Source organism: Mucilaginibacter paludis DSM 18603, from assembly GCF_000166195.2.
Lineage (GTDB): Bacteria > Bacteroidota > Bacteroidia > Sphingobacteriales > Sphingobacteriaceae > Mucilaginibacter > Mucilaginibacter paludis.
In genome coordinates, this window is the sequence record NZ_CM001403.1 from 2004475 (window position 1) to 2024587 (window position 20113).

Sequence of the window (20113 nt, forward strand, 5' to 3'; positions counted from 1 at the left end):
ACATTTTCAATGAAAAACAGGAATAACAATTTTGCTGCCTTGCGCGGCTTATATGCAAAGGCCTTTTTATACTTGCCTTTTGCGCTGGTAACAACCTGCTTCGCCCAAAGCGGCCCCTACCCTATCACCCGGTATGGCGCACTGCCCGATGGTAAAACCGATAATACGCTGGCTATACAAAAGGCCATTAACACCGCTGCAGAAAATGGAGGCGGTACGGTACTGATACCGGCAGGCCAGTTTGTTACGGGTGTTATCAACCTTAAATCAAACATCAACCTTCATTTTGAAAACGGGGCGGCCCTGCTGGCCACCACCAACCGTGCAGATTATGGCCCGCAAAAGGCATCGGCATTAATTGTGGCTACCGATGCTCAGCACATAGCTATTACCGGCAAAGGAACGATAGATGGCCGTGGCGACGATTTGCTGAAAGACATCTACCGCATGCTTCGCGCAGGTACCTTAAAGGATGATGAATGGCAAACTTATAACGACTGGCACCAAATGCGCCCTGCCGAAAGTAACCGCCCCCATCTTATTGATTTTATAAAGTGCAGCGATGTAACCATTAAAAACATCACCATTAAAAACGGCTTATGCTGGATACAGGATTACCGAAGCTGCCAGGATATGGTGATTGACAGCATTACCGTTGTAAGCAATACCTTTTTAAACAACGATGGCATTGATTTGGTTGATTGCAAAAATGTTAAGCTAAGCAATAGTTTTTTTAACGTGGCCGATGACGGCATCTGCTTAAAATCTTCCGACCCGAACGGGGCCTGCGAAAACATTGATATATCGCATTGCCGCATCCGCTCGAGTGCCAGCGCCTTTAAAATGGGAACCGCGTCTTTCGGTGGCTTTAAAAAAATAAAGGTGCGCGATATTGAGGTTTACGATACCTTCCGCTCGGCCATCGCCATTGAAACCGTTGACGGGGGTTTGATTGAGGATATCGATATCAGGAATGTAACCGCCAGAAATACGGGCAACGCCATTTTTATCCGCTTAGGCCAACGCAATAAAAAAGCTGCCCCCGGTATATTGCGCAGGGTTTATATAGGCCAGGTAAAAGCCCAGGTGCCTGCGGGAAAACCCGACAAGGGATACCCCATGGACGGCCCCGAGGTGAGGTTTAAACACCACGTATTCCCATCATCCATCGCGGGCATCCCCGGGCACCAGGTAGAGGATGTTACTTTAGAGGATATCGACATAACATATGAGGGCACTTCAAAAACAGATTATACCAAATACAACTTTGATAACCTGGCCAATATTCCCGAAGCTATTAGTGATTATCCAGAGTTTTCCATGTTTGGCGAATTACCTGCATGGGGCTTTTATGCAAGGCATGCCAATGGTGTAACGCTAAAAAACATCAAGCTTAGCTACCTGAAGAACGATTTACGTACCGCCTGCATTTTTGATGATGTGAATAAACTGAATATCGACGGTATCCGCATCAATAAAATGCAAAGCAAGCCAACGGTTGTGATCAGCAATTCAACAACACCAACCGTTAAACGCATCACCGTAGCAGGTAAAACAGACAAGCAAATCCTGATCAAGTAAACAGATTGCCCCAGGGGCTATTGGCATATTTGAGCTTAAACATTTCGTATATCATGAGCATATCTAAAATATCGGTTTTTTGCGCGCTTTTCATGCTTCCTTTTTTTGCGCAGGCTCAAAACCCGCAACAAGAGTCGTACGCGCTTATTAAACGGCTTATCCCGCAAAGGGCTCAAAGCTTTGTTGTTCAAACTACGGGTATGAGTTCCGGCCATGATTGTTTTGAAATAGAAAGTAAAAACGGCAAAATTATTTTGCGGGGCAATAATGGCGTAGCCATAGCATCTGCCCTGTACTATTACCTTACCGAATATGGCCATTGCCAGGTTACATGGAACGGCACCAACCTTAAACTACCAGCCAAATTGCCGCTGGTAAAAAACAAGATCCGCAAAGAAACGCCTTACCAATACCGCTATTACCTCAACTACTGCACCTTTAACTACAGCATGAGCTGGTGGGACTGGCAGCGCTGGGAAAAAGAGATTGATTGGATGGCGCTGCACGGCATTAATATGCCGCTTGCTATTACCGGCGAAGAGTATACCTGGTATAAGGTATATACCGAACTCGGTTTTACCGGCGACGATTTAAAAGGCTTTTTTACCGGCCCATCCTACTTCTCGTGGTTTTGGATGGGCAATATGGATAGCTGGGGCGGCCCCTTGCCGCTGCGCTGGATGCAAACCCACTTTGATTTGCAAAAGAAAATCATAGCGCGCGAAAGGGCCCTGGGCATGAAACCCGTACTGCCCGCCTTTACCGGGCACGTGCCTGCCGCCTTTAAAAACAAATACCCAACAGCCAAGCTTAAAACCACCAACTGGAAAAACGGCTTTGCCGATACCTACATCCTTGACTCGGCCGACCCGATGTTTGCCCGCATAGGCCAGTTATTTTTACAGAAGCAAACCGCCCTGCTGGGTACCGATCATTTATACTCGGCTGATACCTTTAACGAGAACGAGCCACCATCCGACGAACCCGAATACTTGGGCAAATTATCCGAACGCGTATATCAGGGCATGCACCAAGCAGATACCGCTGCTGTATGGGTAATGCAGGGCTGGTTGTTTTACAGTGATCGTAAATTTTGGAAACCCGAGCAAACACGAGCCTTATTAAAGGCCGTACCCGATGATAAAATGATCATCCTCGACCTGGCTACCGAAATTGAACCCGTATGGAAGCGCACCGAGGCCTTTTACGGCAAACCCTGGATTTGGAACATGCTGAACAATTTTGGCGCTAACACCAACCTTTTCGGCAGGATGGATTCGGCGGCAAAGGGGCCTGCCGAAGCTTACCATGACCCTAAAAGCGGCCAGATGAAAGGTATTGGCCTCACCATGGAGGGTATTGAACAAAACCCGGTATTGTATGATTTGCTGACAGATAATACCTGGCGAAACCAGCCCATTAATGTGGATGAATGGCTACCAAAATACGTACTTAACCGCTACGGCAAGCCTAACGCCCAAGCCCAAAAAGCCTGGAATATTTTACGAAAAACGGTGTACAGCGTCCTCGCCGACCGCTACATACGCGACGGTGCCGAATCCATCATACAGGCGCGCCCAACTACCGATAGCTCGAGCCGCTGGGCACGTACAACCTTAAACTATGAACCCAAGGCTTTGCTTCCGGCCTGGCAAGCCATGATCAAAGCATCGGAGGATTTATCTACGAGCGACGGTTTCCGGTTCGACCTGGTTGACCTCTCCCGGCAGGTATTGGCTAATTATGCCTTCACCCTACAGCGCCGGTTTGTACTGGCCCATCAGCAAAAAGACGCAGCAGCCTTTAAAAAACACAGTGCCGAATTTATTGAGCTGATACAGGATATGGACCAACTGCTGGCTACCCGCAAAGATTTTTTACTGGGCCCCTGGGTTGCCGATGCCCGCCGCTGCGGCGCAACCGTTAGCGAAAAGGCGCTATACGAAATGAACGCCAAAGACCTGATTACCCTATGGGGCGATAAGGATTGCCCGCTGAACGAGTACGCCTGCAGGCAATGGAGCGGCCTGCTCAACGATTTTTACAAACCCCGCTGGCAACAATATTTTGAACAGATAAACCTCGACCTAACCGGCAAAAAACCATTTGATAAAGAAGCCTTTGAACGGAAAATAAAAAGCTGGGAATGGCAGTGGGTAAACGCCCGGAAAGATTACCCGGTAAAGCCGCAGGGCGATCCGGTTTTAGAGGCAAGGAAGCTGTATAAGAAGTATTGGGGCAGGATAAATGTGTAATCCATGTGACATGGATGTAATGGGCTGGATGTTTACATCTTTTGCAGTACCGTCCGCTGCCGCAAGGGTCCCCCTTGTGGCCCGCCTGCTAAGTATACATTATGCTTTCAGGTGGCCTATGTGATTATACCTTTCACCAACCCTTGAGCCCCTGCATAGCCGCGTGCGCTGCTGTGCAGATAATCGTAGTTTTTTTTCAAAATCGACTGCAAGCGTTGTTATGTATATACCAAACCATCAAAATATAAAAGTCGCCAAATACATCTATCCAAACTCACAAAATATAATCCTTCCCGATTTTGAATTTATAAATCTACGGCTCACCTGTTAAAAATACAAAATCGCGAAATATAATATAACATCCCGGATTGGGCTATTCAATACTTAGCATGCAGACCACAAGGGTGACCCTTGCGGTAGCGCGGAACACACCTCGCGCCAGTTGAGGGACTGCCCAGGACTATTTAAGAAAAGACATTGGGTGGCCCAAGTTTTTTATTCAATAGATTTGTTTGGAAGTCGCTCTTTTTAATTATACAATCATGCTTTTTTAAATGTTTTCCGATTGCACATTGAATAATTTTCACCCTTGTTTTAGCTGTCTTAAAGTATAAACTTTCAATAAATACATATTCTAAATCATTATTAATCATATAGATAACCATTATAATTTCCAGATAAGCAAGCCCATGAAAAGGAATAAGATATTCAACCTTAGATATATCCGACCAATTATAATTTATTGTTTTATCCTTTCTTTTTATTAACAAACTATTTTCAGAAATCACTAAAAGAGAATTAGCATAAAACCTTGTCGCAAATGCACAAAAAAAACCTACAAATACACTAAAAAACAAAAAAAACATTGTTACACTTAAGCTGCCCGCCACTAGTCCGGTCAAAATCATCAAAATAAGAACAACAAAAAATGGCCAATATGCCAAACCTCCCTTTATAGCAAATTCTTTATAGGAACAATAATAAGATACCTTAAGTGATATTTCCTCCTGTTTTTGTCTGTTCATAAGTTTATAGTTGTGGATATATTAACCAAATTTTATTTCACATCTTTCTACTGAAATCTGTGAGTATTCCTAATTGTACAATTCCTCCCCCGCTGCCGCAAGGATCCCCCTTGTGGCCTGCATGCTAAATATGCACTATGCTTTTCGTAAAAACCATCAAAATATAGCAGTCGCATAAAAACATCTATGCAAAACATAGCCACTAAACTCACAAAATATAATCCTTCCCGAATTTACAATTACGGCTCATTTATAAAATACAAAATTGCAAAATAGGATAACATCACGATTTGACTTATTCAATACTTAGCATGCGGGGAGCCCACACGGGAGACCCTTTCGGTAGCGGAGGGATTTATTTACTGACATTATTAACATTTTCCTGAAATATCCCCCCGTCACGCAGTAGATTAAATTTAAACAGGGAATACAGCCGCATCCATTACCATCCTCCTAAATGCAAGTTTTATATTAGTAGGATAAACACTATATTAACATTTCAAATCACATCCGATGATAAAAAAAACTCACGCGTTTTTATTTTTATTCATGCTCCCGCTCTTACAGAGTTGCACCTTTTCGCAAACTTTTAATAAGGCCAAGTTAGACAGCTTTTTTGTCGCGCTGAATACGCATGACCAAAGTATGGGTAGTATCACTATCTCCGTTAACGGCGTATTGGTTTATCAAAATGCAATTGGTTACACGCAGATAAATAAAGGATTAAAAACACTATCGACAATTAAAACTGAATACCGTATAGGCTCTATCAGTAAAATGTTTACCGGTACAATGGTTCTCCAATTGATCGATGAAGGCAAACTTGACCTTGAAACGCCATTGGCCACTTTTTTCCCGCAACTCCCTAATGCCGGAAAAATCACCATAGCAGAAATGCTCGACCATCGCAGCGGTCTTCATAACTTTACGAGTGATTCGCTTTTTATTCGTTATATGACCACTCCCAAATCAGAAGCCGAAATGATTGCCATTTTTGCCAAGCAGAAGCCTGATTTTGAGCCGGATGAAAAATTCGAATACTGCAATACCAATTTCGTATTGCTGGGTTATATCATTGAGAAATTGACGGGTAAAACTTATGCCCAGGAATTAAAAAAACGTATCACCTCAAAAATAGGATTGGCCGATACCTATTACGGTGCTAAAATCAACCCTTCCAAAAATGAAGCATACTCTTATAAATATGCAGGACAATGGATGCCAATACCCGAAACAGATATGAGTATTCCCGGTGGGGCAGGTGCTATTGTATCTACATCTACTGACCTTGTTAAATTTATATATGCACTTTTCGCAGGAAAACTCATTAGCCAGAAAAGTTTAGAACTGATGAAAACGATGAACGGCCAATATGGTATGGCCATGTATACCATGTTGTTTTCTGATAAAAAAGGCTATGGACATGGTGGAGACATTGACGGATTTCATAGCGAACTTTTTTATTTACCACAAGAGAAGTTAGCAATAGCTTATACTTGTAATGGAATGCGAATCCCTATACATAATATAATGGTAGATGCTATACGCATATACTTTAACAAGCCATACACAATTCCAGAGTTTAAATAATGATTCGAAACCTCAATATTCCGAGTGTCATGTTAAGTTAAAATTGTTGGATAAAGCCGCTGCCGCAAGGGTTCCCCTTGTGGCCCGCCTGCTAAGTATACGTTATGCTTTTAGGCGGATAAACTATGTAAATCTACAAAACCGGCTACAAAAGGGTATTATATACATAATCTATTTTGGGGTTAATACGTGGTATGCGCTTTGACTTGGCTGTGCGGAAGGTCAAATCCGGCTATTCTCAATTCGACTACAAATGCCCTCAATTTGGCTACGTTAAGGTCATACCCGTTATCGACATTTGTTGAGTTAAATAAAAAAACAATATGACCACACAACAAAATAATCATCCGGTTAGCCAAAAAGTTTGGTTCATTACAGGCAGTTCCCGTGGATTTGGAAAGGTTTGGACCGAAGCGGTCCTTAAGCGAGGCGATAAAGTAGCAGCAACTGCGCGCCAATTAGCCAGTATTGCCGAACTTAACGAAAAATATGGCGCTAACGTGCTGACCCTGGAATTGGATGTCACCAAAGCCGAACAGGTAAAAGCCGCCGTTGAACAAGCTCATGCCCACTTCGGGAGGCTGGATATCATACTTAACAATGCCGGCTATTCGTTAGTCGGCACAATAGAGGAAGCAAGTGCCGATGAAATAAAGGCGATGTATGAAACAAACGTTTTCGGTGCAATTGCAGTTATCCAGGCTGCCCTACCCTTGCTCCGTCAGCAAGGCGGCGGCCATATCCTCGGTACATCAAGCAACCTTGGCCATGTTACCTTACCTGTTATCGGCTACTACTGCTCTACCAAGTGGGCATTCGAAGCTATTCACGAAAGTTTAGCCCTCGAAGTTAAAGCGTTCGGAATTAAAGTGACGATCATCGAGCCGGGTGCTTACGCCACCGAGTTCGGTAGCGCAGAGTCGTTAAAATTTGCTGCAGGCCTTGATATTTACCAGGATTTTAAAACGCAGTTTTTCGATAGTCTAAGAAGTATGGAAAGAGGTAATCCTAATGCGACACCTGAAGCGATATTTAAAGTAGTTGATGCGGAAAACCCGCCTTTGAGAATTAATCTGGGCAGTCAAAACTTGTCGTGGACACGCGCCGCCTATGCCGAAAGGCTGGCAACCTGGGAAGAGTGGGATGCAGTTTCCATAGCGGCCCAGGGCACTTCAAAGTAATCTTCCGGTAAAAGATGGTTTATAACCGGCCATGTACAACATTGCCGGTTATAATTAATTAAATTTAAAAATGAAAAACCAGGAGATCGTCCATGTTAAAATGGAGTCGCTATCAGATATGCACCGGGCTTTCGGTTTACCTGCGCCGGCTCATCCGCTAATCAGTTTTATCAATGCGGCCACTAACCGCGTCATCTTATCCAACCTGCCCCACGCCCATGTACTGCATTTTTACAAAATATCCTATAAGCCAGGTTTAAGCGGCAAACTAAAATATGGCCAGGATTATTATGATTTTGATGAAGGCGGTCTGCTATTTGCCGCACCTAACCAGGTTATCGGGAACCATGGCACCAACGATGCAGAAGCATGTTCCGAATACACTTTGCTGATACACCCCGACTTTTTATGGAATTATCCGCTGGCAAAAAAGATAAAGCAGTATGGCTTCTTTTCCTATTCGGCAAATGAAGCCTTGCACCTGTCGGAAAAGGAGAAGACAACGATCATTTCCATCTTTAAAATCATTGAAGAAGAGCTAAATAGCAGGATAGATGATTTTAGTCAGGATGTGATCATCTCTCAGATCGAGTTGCTTTTAAATTATGCTAACCGTTTTTACAAAAGGCAATTTATTACAAGGAAAGTAGTAAGCAACGGCCTGCTCCAAAAACTGGAAGATATTTTTGATGAATATTTTACAAGCGATAAATCCTCAAGCCTCGGCATACCTACAGTGCAATACCTTTCGGAGAAACTAAATATATCACCAAGCTATTTAAGCGACATGCTACGGTCACTTACCGGGCAAAATGCCCAGCACCTGATACATCGAAAGATCATCGAGCAGGCTAAGGAAAAACTATCAGCAACAAGATTGTCGGTAAGCGAAGTTGCCTATCAATTAGGTTTTGAGCATCCGCAATCTTTTAACAAGCTGTTTAAAGCGAAAACTAAAACATCACCTTTAGAATTCAGGAAGTCATTTAACTAATGGCTCCTTTAATTACCAATTACCGTTCTACCCGCACCAATTGATTAGCATTAAGCGCTCAGATCACATTATAAAAGATTCGGCAATTGTGTTAACGTTAGAGCTCGCGTTATTATTTGTCGTTGGCATCCAGTCTTATTTTTCCAATGCAATGGCTGATGTGCTGTTTGGCGATTATAACCTTACAGAAGACCCTTAGTAGATATAAATGATCTGGCCTACAAATCGGCATATATCGGCGAGCTGAATACACTTCGCTTTCGGCTACGGGTTGAGATATACTCATTTTAAGTACAGCGACCCGGAAATAAATATTAAATTTGATCAGGAGATCGATTTGTTAACAGGTAATGAAAAAGCTATGGGAATTATAGAAACAATCAAGCTCATCACAAGAGAAGAAGCGCTGGAAGAAGGACTTGAGAAAGGACTTGAAAGAGGGCGTGAGGAAGGACGTAAAAAGGAGCAGTATGAGTTTGTAAAGAACCTTCTTTTAGACACCGATTTTGATATAACCAAAATCGCATCACTCGCAAACGTTGCCGACTCTTTTGTTTTGCAAGTAAAAAAAGACTTAGATTTCTGATTATCATCAACGCTATAGAATAAATTTGATCAGGAGATCGTCTGATTAACGGGCAAACAAAAAGCCCTCAGAAATTCTGAAGGCCTTTTGCTTGGTCTGTTTATGTTAATATTTATGGATTTCCAATTCGCTGATCAGATTGTTGGCATGTCCTAAAACATCAATACACCACAATACGTATCTCACATCCACACAGATAGTCCGCTTGTACTTTTTGTCAAACGCAATATCGCCACTCATGGCTTCCCAGTTGCCGTCAAAAGCAAGGCCGATCAGTTCGCCTTTGCCATTAATAACCGGCGAACCGGAGTTACCACCGGTAATATCATCATTAGTTATAAAGTCAACCGGTACAGTACCGCCTTCTGCATACTGGCCGAAATCTTTTTTCTTATAAGCGGTAACCAACGAAGCTGGTAAATCAAACTCGCTGTCGCCGGGCTTATATTTTGCCATCATCCCGTCCAACGTTGTTTTCAGAGGTGCCTTCCTATTACCTTTCATGGTATAATCCTGCACATTGCCATAGGTTATCCGCATAGTGGAGTTAGCATCGGGGTACATCAGTTTACCTTGATTTTTCTCCAGAAGCGCCTTTTGATAGAGCTTGTCTAATTCGGCCTTCTTACTGTCAAAATCGCTTATCTTATCACCAAAAACTTTTTTAATATAAACTTGCGGAACCAGGTTTATGGCATACATCACCGCCGGATCGGCATTTAATGATTCTACCGATAGGTTTCCTATAGCACTTTTCAATTTTCCGGGCTCAATCAGGTTACTATTGGCCCAAAGGTAATCGGCAAATTTCGCAAAGGCCTGCGGAGCATTTCCTGGCGAAAACTTGGTTACTATGTTTTCAATAAACTCTGGGTGCTGGTTTTTAGGCACATCATTATAATAAGAGGCCATCAGCTGTGCAAAGGTTTTTTTATCGGCTATCTCGTTATAAGTTTTAGCATAATTTTCAGCGTATTCTTTCAAATCCTTATCAAAACCCGCTACAGCGGCGGCATCATCCTTTCGGGCTTCTTTTTCCTTCTGTGTATAAAAAATATTAAGCGTATTCACAACAAAGGCAGGGGCACGCAAACCCTCGTTAACATAGGTACGGTGGATGGCGTAAGGCTCGTAATCGGCATATAACTTTTGGTACTTTTCCATTAAACCGACATATTCGGGTTTGTTGGCAGCCCATTTGGTAAACTCTGCTTCTTGCTTCTTTTTTTGCTCATAAATACCCAGGCGTTTAAGTTGCTCGCCCTGGCCAATATAATATTTCCAGTAATTGGCTATTTTGGCATATTGGGAGGACAGCTTCAACCGTGTATCCACACTTTTATTCATCTCTTCTTTCCATGCCTTTAAACGGATATCACGCAGCTTCACAATCAGCGGACTGGTTTCCTCGGTAGCCAACCTTACGCCGTTGGATGTTAAAAACCTGTCGGTACGGCCGGGGTAACCATATACCATGGCAAAGTCGCCGTTTTTAACACCTTTTAACGAGATAGGTAAAAACTTTTTAGGCGTATACGGAACATTATCGGCAGCGTAATCATTAGGCTGACCGTCCTTATCGGCATAGATCCTGAAAATCGAAAAATCGCCGGTATGTCTGGGCCACATCCAGTTATCAGTATCACCGCCAAATTTACCAATTGACTGCGGTGGAGCACCTACCAGCCTGATATCGGTATACTTTTGATAGATGTACAGTAAATATTGGTTGCCACCAAAAAAAGTACTTACCGCGGCATCATACCTGGTGTTTTTGGTTGCGTTGGCCACAATAGCCTTATTAACATCCAATAATGTAGCGGCGCGCTTGGCTTCGCTTACATCTTTTAAACCGGCCATCACCTGGTCGGTAACGTCTTCCACTCTTACCAAAAAGCGCACAAACAAACCTTTAATAGGCTTCTCTTCGGCAAAGCTTTTGGCGTAAAAGCCATTGTCTAATATATCGTTCTCGGGAGTTGAATTTGATGATACCGACTCATAACCGCAATGGTGATTGGTAAACAACAAGCCTTTGTTTGATACAACTTCCGCAGTGCAAAAGCCGCCTAAAGAAACAATGGCATCCTTGATACTCGCCTTGTTAACGCTATACAGATCTTCGGGCGTTAATTTAAAGCCCTGCTTTTTCATCTGGTCGTAATTCTTGCCGATGAGCATAGGTATCCACATGCCCTCGTCGGCTTTAGCAATACCTCCAAAAACAGAGGCTATTGTAAATAGCAAAACAAAAATTCTAATTTTTTTCATTAATAAACTTTAATGTGTTGAGAGATATTCCCTGCACAAAATAAGTGTTTATTTGGCACAAAGCATAGTTGCAAAAACAGAAAGCACAGCTATGGCAGGTTAAGATGTTAATGAATGGTTTGATAAGCAATCGGGTATTTTGATTAGCACTTATACGCGCCATGCTCTGATCATATCAATCGCGAAATTATCAACTTCAGTTTTATGCTTTGAAAGCTGCCATCACTACAAAATTATGATACTTATAAATGCAATCGGTATCGTTAAAGCCAGCCGTTTCGAGCATTTTCAATTGGGTTTCCAACCTGGCGAATTTATCCAGTTTGATTCGCTCGAAAGCCCGTTCAATGGCCTCGGGGGCAAGCTCCGACCGGTTGACGGTTTCTTTCCAGTTAGATTTATAAAATTCGTCAAAACCAGCACTACGCCCTTCTACCTGGTCGGCATTAATGAACAATCCACCCGGTTTGAGCGCCTGGTACACGCGGTTGTAAAGCACAGCCTTATGTTCATCTTCCAGGTGATGGATAGCCAGCGCGGAGATAATGAGGTCATATTTCTCAGCAATAGGATTGGCTGAGAAATCCATCTCTATAAACTTAAAATTTGGCAGACCGGCAAAACGCTCCCTGGCCACTTTCAGCATGTCGCCGGAGATATCCATCAGTGTGAAATGCAGATCGGGCCGCTGCTGATAAATTGTTTGCGAAAATATACCCGTGCCCGCCCCAATATCCAGTACATTTTTTATGGCGGCGCGTTCCGCCACCAGGGGCAGGCAACTTTGATAAAAATCATCAAAACAAGGAATAAGGTATCTGCGTTGCGCATCGTAGTTTTTAGATACCCTGTTAAACTGATCTTGAATAGTGCTCATTAATAATATTTTGCTATCGACCTTTAAATTTTGAATTAAAAAACCAAAAATCGACTTTAATTCCAGTTGATCATCATGAATTCAGCTCAAAACCTGTTGATTTAAGTTCAACTATCTACCAATTGCTAATAATTTAAGGCTGTATTATGCCAAATCCGCTATCAAGTAACGCATCAATCATCATCCTCTAACAAAAAAATTTGGTTAACGCTAAGTTTAAATACCCCACTAATTTTTAATGCCAATATGGTAGACGGTGTATAGCCGCCCGCTTCGATAGAGTTAATAGTTTGGCGGGATACGCCTACCACATCCGCCAGTTGCTGCTGGGTCATATCTAATTTTGCCCTTTCAACTTTAAGCGTGTTCTTCATTATCTGCGCGCTTGAGTAGCCAAAACCAAATTTGATACATGAGTAGCATGGTAAATACCACTAATTGCCCGTTGATGTCTTTAATAGCATCGCCAAAAAGGGGATTAAGCAAGGGGCTTACAACCGTATAGATAACGGCAACAATGAAGGAAGACAATACCGCCTTTAACCTGATCGTCAGGATCCGCTCATCATCAATTTTTTCTTTTGATAATGCTATTAATAATAAGCCGATAATAATGAAGTCGATCACCAGGAGCGCCATAACGGATCTGCCGAATTCGGGTAAAAATATCCTGAACATTACTGAAATGATCAATGGGACCAGGATGACCATCAAGCCGATCTTTTTAAAGGAATTTGGCAATAGCCTCAAACCTTCTTTTTTGTAAACTTTAATTTCCATAATGACAAACATAGTTTACATTTATGAATAAAACAAATTAATTTTTGGATAATACATTCTTAGATCAGCAATTTAACAAGTCAAATTATTTACCTCATCCCGGCATTTTGTTTACAATAACTTAAACATTCCTTATCATGGCTGCAATTTTAGCTTTGATACTTTTGCCTGCGTAAAAAAGCAGGCTGTGATGATCAATAATGAAATAGTTAACGAGCGGCAACTTTTGGTGCAGCTAAGCAATCACGACAAGGAAGCTTTTTCTATTATCTATAACGCATACGCCAAAAAACTTTTCCGGTACGCCGTAAAAATCATTAAGTCCACAGAGATTGCCGAAGATACCGTTCACGACATTTTTGTTAAACTTTGGGATAATGCCTCCTCGCTTCAAATCGAAACATCGCTACAGGCTTATTTATACAAAGCCACTTATTTTCATTTAATGAATTTAATAAAGCGTGGCGCTGTTCAAGAACGTTTTGTGGACGAGGTAATGTATAGTGCTGCCCAACTGAGCCATTGTACCGAGGAAAAAGTTTTGTTTAAAGAAACTTTAAAACATGTACAATGTGCAATAGATAGCCTGCCACCTCAGCGAAAATTAATTTTTGAAATGGGGCGCAACGAAGGGATGAGCCACAGGCAAATTGCACGCGAATTGGACCTTGCCGACAGCACAGTTAACAATCAAATAGTAAAGGCGCTTAAAACCATTAAAGAGCATTTACTAATCAGCGGTTCCGTAGGCATTTTGTTAACTTTCGTTAATTTCTTCCATAAATAATTTTTTTTCAATCCGGATAGTTATAGTCCTTCCTCAAGTTGTCTTATGTATGTAGCACAAGACCATGGATCAGGAAATAATTGAGTTATTAAAAAAATACATCAGCAACAATTGCAGCCCAAATGAGCTTAAAAAGGTAAGCCAGCTGATGAAATCGGGCAACTTTCAGGATGAGTGGGAACTGGTGCTCCGGGAAGAAGCCGCAGCCGACATGGCCGACGACGCGAGTACCCATGACCCGGCTTTTGATGCGGAAGGCGTATTTAAAAAAATAAACAAAACTATAAAACCGGCGCGGCAGATAAAAATGCAACCCTGGCTGATTGGCGTTGCCGCCACTTTGCTGATCACACTTTCCATTGGCTACCTGTTTTTAAATAACCAGGCTACATCTTTCAATCATCCGGCGGTTCTGCAATTGACTACTCTGGCCGGGCAACAGAAGCAAATTACACTTGCCGATGGCACCCAGATTATTTTGAATTGCAGAAGCACCCTTACCTGTACAGCACAATTTGACGGTAACAAACGTGAAGTATACCTGGATGGGGAAGCCTTTTTTAATGTTAAGCACGACGATAAAAAGCCATTTATAGTGCATACCGGGCGCTTAAACGTACAGGTTTTAGGCACCTCGTTCAACGTACAATCATACCGGGCAGATAACAGGGCCGTTGTTAGCGTGGCCAGCGGAAAAGTTGGTGTTAACGGTGCCAAACCAACCAGCACTTATATGCTGCTACCCGGCGACCGGCTCTCTTACAATCGCAAAAACGAATTTAAAAAAGATAACATCAGCATTGACGAGATCATGGGATGGCAAAAGGGAATCCTGAGCTTCCACCTAGAAACCATTCATGACATTGTACCGGTACTTGAGCGGTATTACGGCATTACTATTCACATTGACCACGAGCAAAAGCCCGAAAAACAGGTTACCGCCAACTTTAATCGCAAAACATTGCCGCAGGTTTTGGAGATCTTATCCCAAACAGCAGGCTTTAACTACGTCATCCATAAAAATGAAGTACATATCAATTAACCCTAAAACAAGGAGGTACCGACAGAACATTTTACAAATAAGCGCCCTGTTGGAGCAGGACGCTTGGCTATCAACTGAATTTGGAGATTCAATTAACAAACACGCAGGCTTCAACAACCTGCACTAATTCAACACTAAAGTAATGAAAAAGATTTTAAGCCATCAATTTTTGATGCTTGTTTTTCTGGTATGCGCCGTGTGGCAGCATACTTTGGCTCAAAGTACGGAGCGAGTAGTCTCGTTCAATACCAGTTCCGAAACGCTGGAACAGTTCATCACCCAGGTAAAATCACAAGCCGGGTTTGAATTTACGTTCGACAAGGAAGTTAACTCGATGATGTCAAAAAAAATTGCCATCCGCAAAAAGAAAGTTACCGTTAATGATGCGCTGAAATGGCTAACCACCGATTTAGCCATTAAGTATAAGATTATTGATAACTATGTGATACTAAGCCTGTCGAATAAAGACAAATCCGCGTCGTCTGGCACGGGCCATATTACAGGCCAGGTGGTAGATGAAACGCGGGAACCACTGCCCGGAGCAACCGTAAAGGTAATTGAAGGCGGACGGTCTGCTGTATCGGGCAATGATGGAAAGTTCAGTATCCCTGTTCAGCCAGGCACTTACTCAATCGAAATTAGCTTTATATCTTTTGAAAAAGAAACCATCAAAAACATTGTAGTAACCGAAGGTAACTATACCGGTAATACCGTTATTTTAAAGGCACAACACAACTCGTTGAACGAGGTGGTGGTAACCGCCCTGGGTATCAAAAAACGGGAAAGGTCGCTGGGCTATGCCAGTGCCCAGTTAACGTCTGCCGAGGTGAGCGATGTACCCCAGCCCAATGTGCTTAACGCTCTTACCGGCCGTATTGCAGGTGTAAATGTGAGAAGTTCGGCAGCAGATCCGGGTAGCAGCGTGATGGTCACCATTAGGGGCCAATCCTCTTTAACCAAAGACAATCAGCCCCTGTATGTTATAGATGGCGTACCCGTGGCACCGGCACTGCAAAATCCAACTGCCGGGATAGATGGTAAGCAAAACATAGATTACGGAAGCCCGATAAGCGATTTAAGTCCGGATGATATTGCCAGCATTACCGTGTTAAAGGGTGCCAGTGCAGCCGCCTTATACGGCAGCCGTGCCGGCTCGGGTGTTATATTGATCACCACCAAATCAGGCGCAGAGAAAAAGGGACTTGGTATAAGCTTCAATTCAACCACGGTATTTGATAAGGCCTACCTTTTTCCTCATTTACAAAATGAATATGGCTCCGGAGATTCGCCCGTATCTACCAGTACCATTAGCACCAGCGCCTGGGGGCAGCGTTTAAACACAGGCATCAAACTGGTACAATGGAATAGCCCGTTAGATGCTAATGGTAAAGCTATACCAACCGACTGGGTATCATACCCTAACCGTGTGAAAGATTTTTTTAATACCGGCCATACTTTGACAAACAATATTGCGGTTGCCAAATCAAGTGAGGCGGGCGATTTCAGGCTATCTTTCTCAAACATGCAAAATAAAGGTATTGTGCCCAATACCGACATGAAACGTAACACGCTGAACTTTGCTGGTAACTACAACATTAAACCATCCATCAGGTTAAGTACAAACATAGCGTATACTAACAACCAGAGCGATAACCGCCCGTCGGCTAACAGCGAAAGCGTAACTTACGAGGTTTACAAGCTTACTCCCAATATCAACATCAACGATCTGCGTAATTATTGGGTACCCGGCAAAGAAGGTGTTAAACAATACAACCCCTTATCAAGCGATGACAACCCTTTTTTAATCGCTAATGAAGAAACCAATGGTTATAACCGCAACCGGTTAACCGGGCATGTTCAATTGGCTGTAGATCTGTTAACTAACCTTACCCTTACCGCACGTACCGGGTTGGATTATTATTCAACAGATGTTAACCAAAAGCGCCCGTTTAGCGCCAAGCGTAACCCTACCGGTGCTTACCTCACCGAGAATGATTATTTTAAAGAGCAGAACAGTGACTTTTTGCTGACCTATAAATCGAAAATCAACAACCAGTTTGCTTACTCCGTTTCGGCAGGTGGCAACCAGATGGATCAAAAAACACGATCGGTTCAAAATTACACCGGTACGTTAACTTTGCCAGGTATCTACAACCTTGCGAACGCGGCAGCGGGTTCCATGATCTATTCCGAAGGCGCCGGGCACAAACGCATTAACAGCATTTACGGCCTCGGCGAGATCAGCTACAAACAATCGATATTTTTAAATCTGACCGCGCGCAACGACTGGAGCAGCACGCTGCCTCCAGAAAACAGTTCATATTTCTACCCTTCGGCATCGTTAAGCGTGATCGCCTCCGATCTGCTTGGTATTAAATGGGATAAGCTATCTTACTTAAAACTTCGCGGAAACATCTCGCAGGTGGGCTCTGACACCGACCCCTACCAACTATACAATGTTATTCCCTTTGATACCGATTGGGGGAGTGTAAAGCGGGCATCCTTAAGTTATGATCAAAAGAACAGCAAGTTAAAGCCAGAAATCGCCACATCATACGAAACCGGAGCCGACGTCAGCTTTTTTCAGGACAGGTTGGGCTTAAGTTTTACCTGGTATAAAACCAACAACAAAAACCAGATTATCCAGGTGCCTACCACTATTGCATCAGGAGCCAGCACCAAACTGATCAACGCCGGAAATATCCAGAACTCGGGTATTGAATTAACGCTTAACGCGGTACCTGTTAAAGGAAAATTCACCTGGAAAACCGAATTTAATTTCACCCGCAACCGCAACAAAGTTATTTCGCTAACACCGGGTATAACCAATTATTTATTGGGCAGTACCGATGGCAGCAATGTGAATTACCTGATAAGCGAAGGAACACAAATGGGTGACTTTTATACCACAAGCTGGAAAAAAGTACCCAGCGGCCCTAATGCCGGCCAGCCTTTGTTAACCAGCGGCGGGCTGATGCAGCAATCAACCACGTTAGAGAAAATAGGCAATTACAACCCCGATTTTATGTTGGGCATTAATAACAGCTTTAGCTATGCCGGCTTTACGCTGAATGCACTGTTAGACTGGCGCAAAGGTGGGCAATATTATTCGTACGCGGTAAAAACCTTGATTGACGACGGTTACCTGGATACTACAATACCCGGACGCGACGCCGAGCACGGTGGTTTAAGCTGGACAGATGCCAACGGCGTAAAAAGGACCGACGGTATGATTATGCCCGGAGTTATTGCCAATGGCGATGGCACTTACAGGCAAAATAACGTGATTATAGCCGCGGCCGATTATTACGATAACAAGTACTGGAAATACTACCAGAACGATACCTTTAGCGCCACCTATATCAAACTGAAAGAGGTGTCGCTAACCTACAACTTCAATAAAAATATAATGCGCCACCTTCCCTTTATGAGTAACCTGGCCATTTCTGCCATCGGTTACAATTTATTTATCTGGACAGCAGCCAATAATGGCTTTGACCCGGAAAGCACCATCAGCATATCAACTTTAAGGTACCAGGGTGTAGCGCAATATGCCTTGCCGGGCATCAGATCGTACGGCTTTAAATTAAGTTGTAACTTTTAATTCAAAACCAATCCATGAAAGCTTTCTCTATCTTATATTTAGCAGTAGTTGCAACGGTGATGAGCTCCTGCACCAAGGATTTTCAAAAAATCAACACCAACAACAACAGCCCCTCAACAACCAGGCCCGAATATCATTTCACCGAAGCAATTACGCAAACCGCGTATGCTTACCAGGAAAATGCCTTCGACCGCCGCCCAGCCGCACTGGGCAGGTATATCACCTTGGTAAGAAACAACGATTACGAAGATTTTAGGTGGACGGCGGTAGACTGGAACGATATTTATACCCGCGCCATGATTATTAAAACCATGCAGCAGGAAGCCGTTACTACATCACAGCCCGTGTATGTAGCCACAGGCAATATCCTGATGGCTTTTAACATCTGTTATCTTACCGACTTATATGGCGATGCCCCTTATTCGCAAGCTTTGCAATCTGTATCTACGGGTAACATTAAACCCGCTTACGATAAGCAGCAGGATATTTACATGAGCTTACTGCAATTGTTAAAAGATGCTAACTTGCAGTTAAAAACAAGCGGCACCGGTATTGATGCAAACGCCGATGCCCTTTACGCAGGTAAAGCGTTGCAATGGCGCAAGCTGGCAAACTCGCTCCGTTTGCGTATGCTGATGCGATGCTCCAAGGTATATGCCAACGCTTTTTCGGATATGCAGGAGATTATTAACAACAGCGACCTGTATCCCATTTTTACCAGCAATACTGATAATGCCGAGGTGATATACCAGGGCGTTAAGAAAGATGACAGCTGGCCCGGCGGCGCCAAAAATATGATTGATGCTGATTTTGCCAAAACCAAAGCAAGCAAAGAACTGGTTGACGTGCTGTTACAACGTAACGACCCACGGTTGGCAGTTTGGGTAGCACCGGTAGCTACAACCACCGGCTCTACGGTTGATCACAATCAATATGTGGGCGTGCCACATGCCCTAACCAATCCGGCAGATTATAACGGCGGCGAAACACATCAGTCGGTATTCTCGTCGTTCTTCAGGCAAGATAAAGCCACCGGGTTAAAAGCCAGCTTTATGATTTACTCCGAAGTGTGCTTTATACTGGCCGAGGCCGTACAAACCGGTAAAGTTTCCGTACCCGCTAAAACTGCCGAATCACTTTACCACGATGGTATCGAAGCTTCTATGGATTATTATGGTGTTAAGGCCCAAGCCGTAAGCCAGGCTTATTACGATTCGCCTTTGGTAAAATACGATGGTACTCAAAAACAATTGATCATTCAGAAATGGCTGGCAATGTTATTCCGCGGATCAGAGGGCTGGTTTGATTTCCGCCGTACCGGCTTTCCTCAATTTGTGGTTGGCCCGGCGGCTTTTCAACCAGTATTCCCTGTGAGGTATGGCTGGCCAACAAGCGAGCCCAATGTAAACTACGATAGCTATAAAGCCGCGATAGCCGTATTCGGACCGGATGACATCAACACCAAAATGTGGTACCTTAAATAATTTTTAAACCTTACACAATTTAGTTATGCCAAAGATGGGATATCAGGGACGATGTG

At 43.3% G+C, this 20113-nt stretch carries 15 protein-coding genes; 10 read left to right on the top strand and 5 right to left on the bottom strand.

All coding sequences use genetic code 11. The features are described from left to right. Window positions 1-9 precede the first annotated feature (9 nt). Both MUCPA_RS08440 and MUCPA_RS08445 read left to right on the top strand, forming a co-directional pair. Complete coding sequence (locus tag MUCPA_RS08440) at window positions 10-1581, top strand: glycoside hydrolase family 28 protein (protein ID WP_008505738.1); 1572 nt, start codon at window positions 10-12, stop codon at window positions 1579-1581. A gap of 53 nt (window positions 1582-1634) precedes the next feature. Continuing rightward, window positions 1635-3836, top strand: coding sequence for an alpha-N-acetylglucosaminidase (locus MUCPA_RS08445; RefSeq protein ID WP_008505739.1), 2202 nt, complete (start codon window positions 1635-1637; stop codon window positions 3834-3836). 464 nt (window positions 3837-4300) lie between these two features. On the opposite strand, the gene MUCPA_RS08450 is transcribed toward MUCPA_RS08445, so the two are convergent. Continuing rightward, window positions 4301-4861: a hypothetical protein gene (locus MUCPA_RS08450; protein WP_008505740.1), complete on the bottom strand. Its 561-nt coding sequence runs from the start codon at window positions 4859-4861 to the stop codon at window positions 4301-4303. Window positions 4862-5374: 513 nt separating this feature from the next. Here MUCPA_RS08450 and MUCPA_RS08455 point away from each other — a divergent pair. The 4 genes from MUCPA_RS08455 (at window position 5375) to MUCPA_RS08470 (ending at window position 9212) form a co-directional block, all read left to right on the top strand. Then, complete coding sequence (locus MUCPA_RS08455) at window positions 5375-6451, top strand: serine hydrolase domain-containing protein (RefSeq protein ID WP_008505741.1); 1077 nt, start codon at window positions 5375-5377, stop codon at window positions 6449-6451. A gap of 323 nt (window positions 6452-6774) precedes the next feature. After that, window positions 6775-7632, top strand: a complete 858-nt coding sequence (locus MUCPA_RS08460; RefSeq protein ID WP_008505744.1) for an SDR family NAD(P)-dependent oxidoreductase — start codon at window positions 6775-6777, stop codon at window positions 7630-7632. Window positions 7633-7702: 70 nt separating this feature from the next. Beyond that, window positions 7703-8626 (top strand): helix-turn-helix domain-containing protein, encoded by a 924-nt coding sequence (locus tag MUCPA_RS08465; protein WP_008505745.1) that lies wholly within the window; start codon window positions 7703-7705, stop codon window positions 8624-8626. A gap of 337 nt (window positions 8627-8963) precedes the next feature. Continuing rightward, a complete protein-coding gene (locus MUCPA_RS08470) occupies window positions 8964-9212 on the top strand; it encodes a hypothetical protein (protein WP_169316160.1) in 249 nt (82 codons plus the stop codon). Between the two features lie 105 nt (window positions 9213-9317). On the opposite strand, the gene MUCPA_RS08475 is transcribed toward MUCPA_RS08470, so the two are convergent. From MUCPA_RS08475 to MUCPA_RS08490, 4 genes are all read right to left on the bottom strand, one after another. Beyond that, on the bottom strand, window positions 9318-11483 hold the full coding sequence (locus tag MUCPA_RS08475; protein WP_008505747.1) for a S46 family peptidase: 2166 nt from the start codon (window positions 11481-11483) through the stop codon (window positions 9318-9320). A 202-nt stretch (window positions 11484-11685) separates the two neighbouring features. After that, window positions 11686-12360: a class I SAM-dependent methyltransferase gene (locus MUCPA_RS08480; protein ID WP_008505748.1), complete on the bottom strand. Its 675-nt coding sequence runs from the start codon at window positions 12358-12360 to the stop codon at window positions 11686-11688. A gap of 173 nt (window positions 12361-12533) precedes the next feature. Continuing rightward, the gene (locus MUCPA_RS08485) at window positions 12534-12734 is read right to left on the bottom strand and encodes a helix-turn-helix transcriptional regulator (RefSeq protein WP_008505749.1); all 201 of its coding nucleotides are present in this window, start codon (window positions 12732-12734) and stop codon (window positions 12534-12536) included. After that, a complete protein-coding gene (locus MUCPA_RS08490; RefSeq protein WP_157543847.1) occupies window positions 12718-13140 on the bottom strand; it encodes a hypothetical protein in 423 nt (140 codons plus the stop codon). Before MUCPA_RS08490 ends, MUCPA_RS08485 begins: the two co-directional genes overlap by 17 nt. A 190-nt stretch (window positions 13141-13330) precedes the next feature. On the opposite strand from MUCPA_RS08490, the gene MUCPA_RS08495 reads away from it, so the two are divergent. From MUCPA_RS08495 to MUCPA_RS08510, 4 genes are all read left to right on the top strand, one after another. Continuing rightward, the gene (locus MUCPA_RS08495) at window positions 13331-13927 is read left to right on the top strand and encodes an RNA polymerase sigma-70 factor (RefSeq protein WP_008505751.1); all 597 of its coding nucleotides are present in this window, start codon (window positions 13331-13333) and stop codon (window positions 13925-13927) included. Between the two features lie 64 nt (window positions 13928-13991). Continuing rightward, on the top strand, window positions 13992-14969 hold the full coding sequence (locus MUCPA_RS08500; RefSeq protein ID WP_008505753.1) for a FecR family protein: 978 nt from the start codon (window positions 13992-13994) through the stop codon (window positions 14967-14969). Between the two features lie 142 nt (window positions 14970-15111). Continuing rightward, window positions 15112-18573 (top strand): SusC/RagA family TonB-linked outer membrane protein, encoded by a 3462-nt coding sequence (locus MUCPA_RS08505; protein ID WP_174316911.1) that lies wholly within the window; start codon window positions 15112-15114, stop codon window positions 18571-18573. A 14-nt stretch (window positions 18574-18587) separates the two neighbouring features. Then, window positions 18588-20057, top strand: coding sequence for a SusD/RagB family nutrient-binding outer membrane lipoprotein (locus tag MUCPA_RS08510; RefSeq protein ID WP_008505755.1), 1470 nt, complete (start codon window positions 18588-18590; stop codon window positions 20055-20057). The last annotated feature ends 56 nt before the right edge of the window (window positions 20058-20113 follow it).

What these genes read in the sequence shown, in the direction of transcription:
- MUCPA_RS08485 (WP_008505749.1), bottom strand. Translation starts at nt 12,734, where the DNA reads ATGAAGAACACGCTTAAAGTTGAAAGGGCAAAATTAGATATGACCCAG.
- MUCPA_RS08475 (WP_008505747.1), bottom strand. Translation starts at nt 11,483, where the DNA reads ATGAAAAAAATTAGAATTTTTGTTTTGCTATTTACAATAGCCTCTGTT.
- MUCPA_RS08455 (WP_008505741.1), top strand. Translation starts at nt 5,375, where the DNA reads ATGATAAAAAAAACTCACGCGTTTTTATTTTTATTCATGCTCCCGCTC.
- MUCPA_RS08495 (WP_008505751.1), top strand. Translation starts at nt 13,331, where the DNA reads ATGATCAATAATGAAATAGTTAACGAGCGGCAACTTTTGGTGCAGCTA.
- MUCPA_RS08500 (WP_008505753.1), top strand. Translation starts at nt 13,992, where the DNA reads ATGGATCAGGAAATAATTGAGTTATTAAAAAAATACATCAGCAACAAT.
- MUCPA_RS08440 (WP_008505738.1), top strand. Translation starts at nt 10, where the DNA reads ATGAAAAACAGGAATAACAATTTTGCTGCCTTGCGCGGCTTATATGCA.
- MUCPA_RS08490 (WP_157543847.1), bottom strand. Translation starts at nt 13,140, where the DNA reads ATGGAAATTAAAGTTTACAAAAAAGAAGGTTTGAGGCTATTGCCAAAT.
- MUCPA_RS08445 (WP_008505739.1), top strand. Translation starts at nt 1,635, where the DNA reads ATGAGCATATCTAAAATATCGGTTTTTTGCGCGCTTTTCATGCTTCCT.
- MUCPA_RS08505 (WP_174316911.1), top strand. Translation starts at nt 15,112, where the DNA reads ATGAAAAAGATTTTAAGCCATCAATTTTTGATGCTTGTTTTTCTGGTA.
- MUCPA_RS08510 (WP_008505755.1), top strand. Translation starts at nt 18,588, where the DNA reads ATGAAAGCTTTCTCTATCTTATATTTAGCAGTAGTTGCAACGGTGATG.
- MUCPA_RS08450 (WP_008505740.1), bottom strand. Translation starts at nt 4,861, where the DNA reads ATGAACAGACAAAAACAGGAGGAAATATCACTTAAGGTATCTTATTAT.
- MUCPA_RS08465 (WP_008505745.1), top strand. Translation starts at nt 7,703, where the DNA reads ATGAAAAACCAGGAGATCGTCCATGTTAAAATGGAGTCGCTATCAGAT.
- MUCPA_RS08480 (WP_008505748.1), bottom strand. Translation starts at nt 12,360, where the DNA reads ATGAGCACTATTCAAGATCAGTTTAACAGGGTATCTAAAAACTACGAT.
- MUCPA_RS08460 (WP_008505744.1), top strand. Translation starts at nt 6,775, where the DNA reads ATGACCACACAACAAAATAATCATCCGGTTAGCCAAAAAGTTTGGTTC.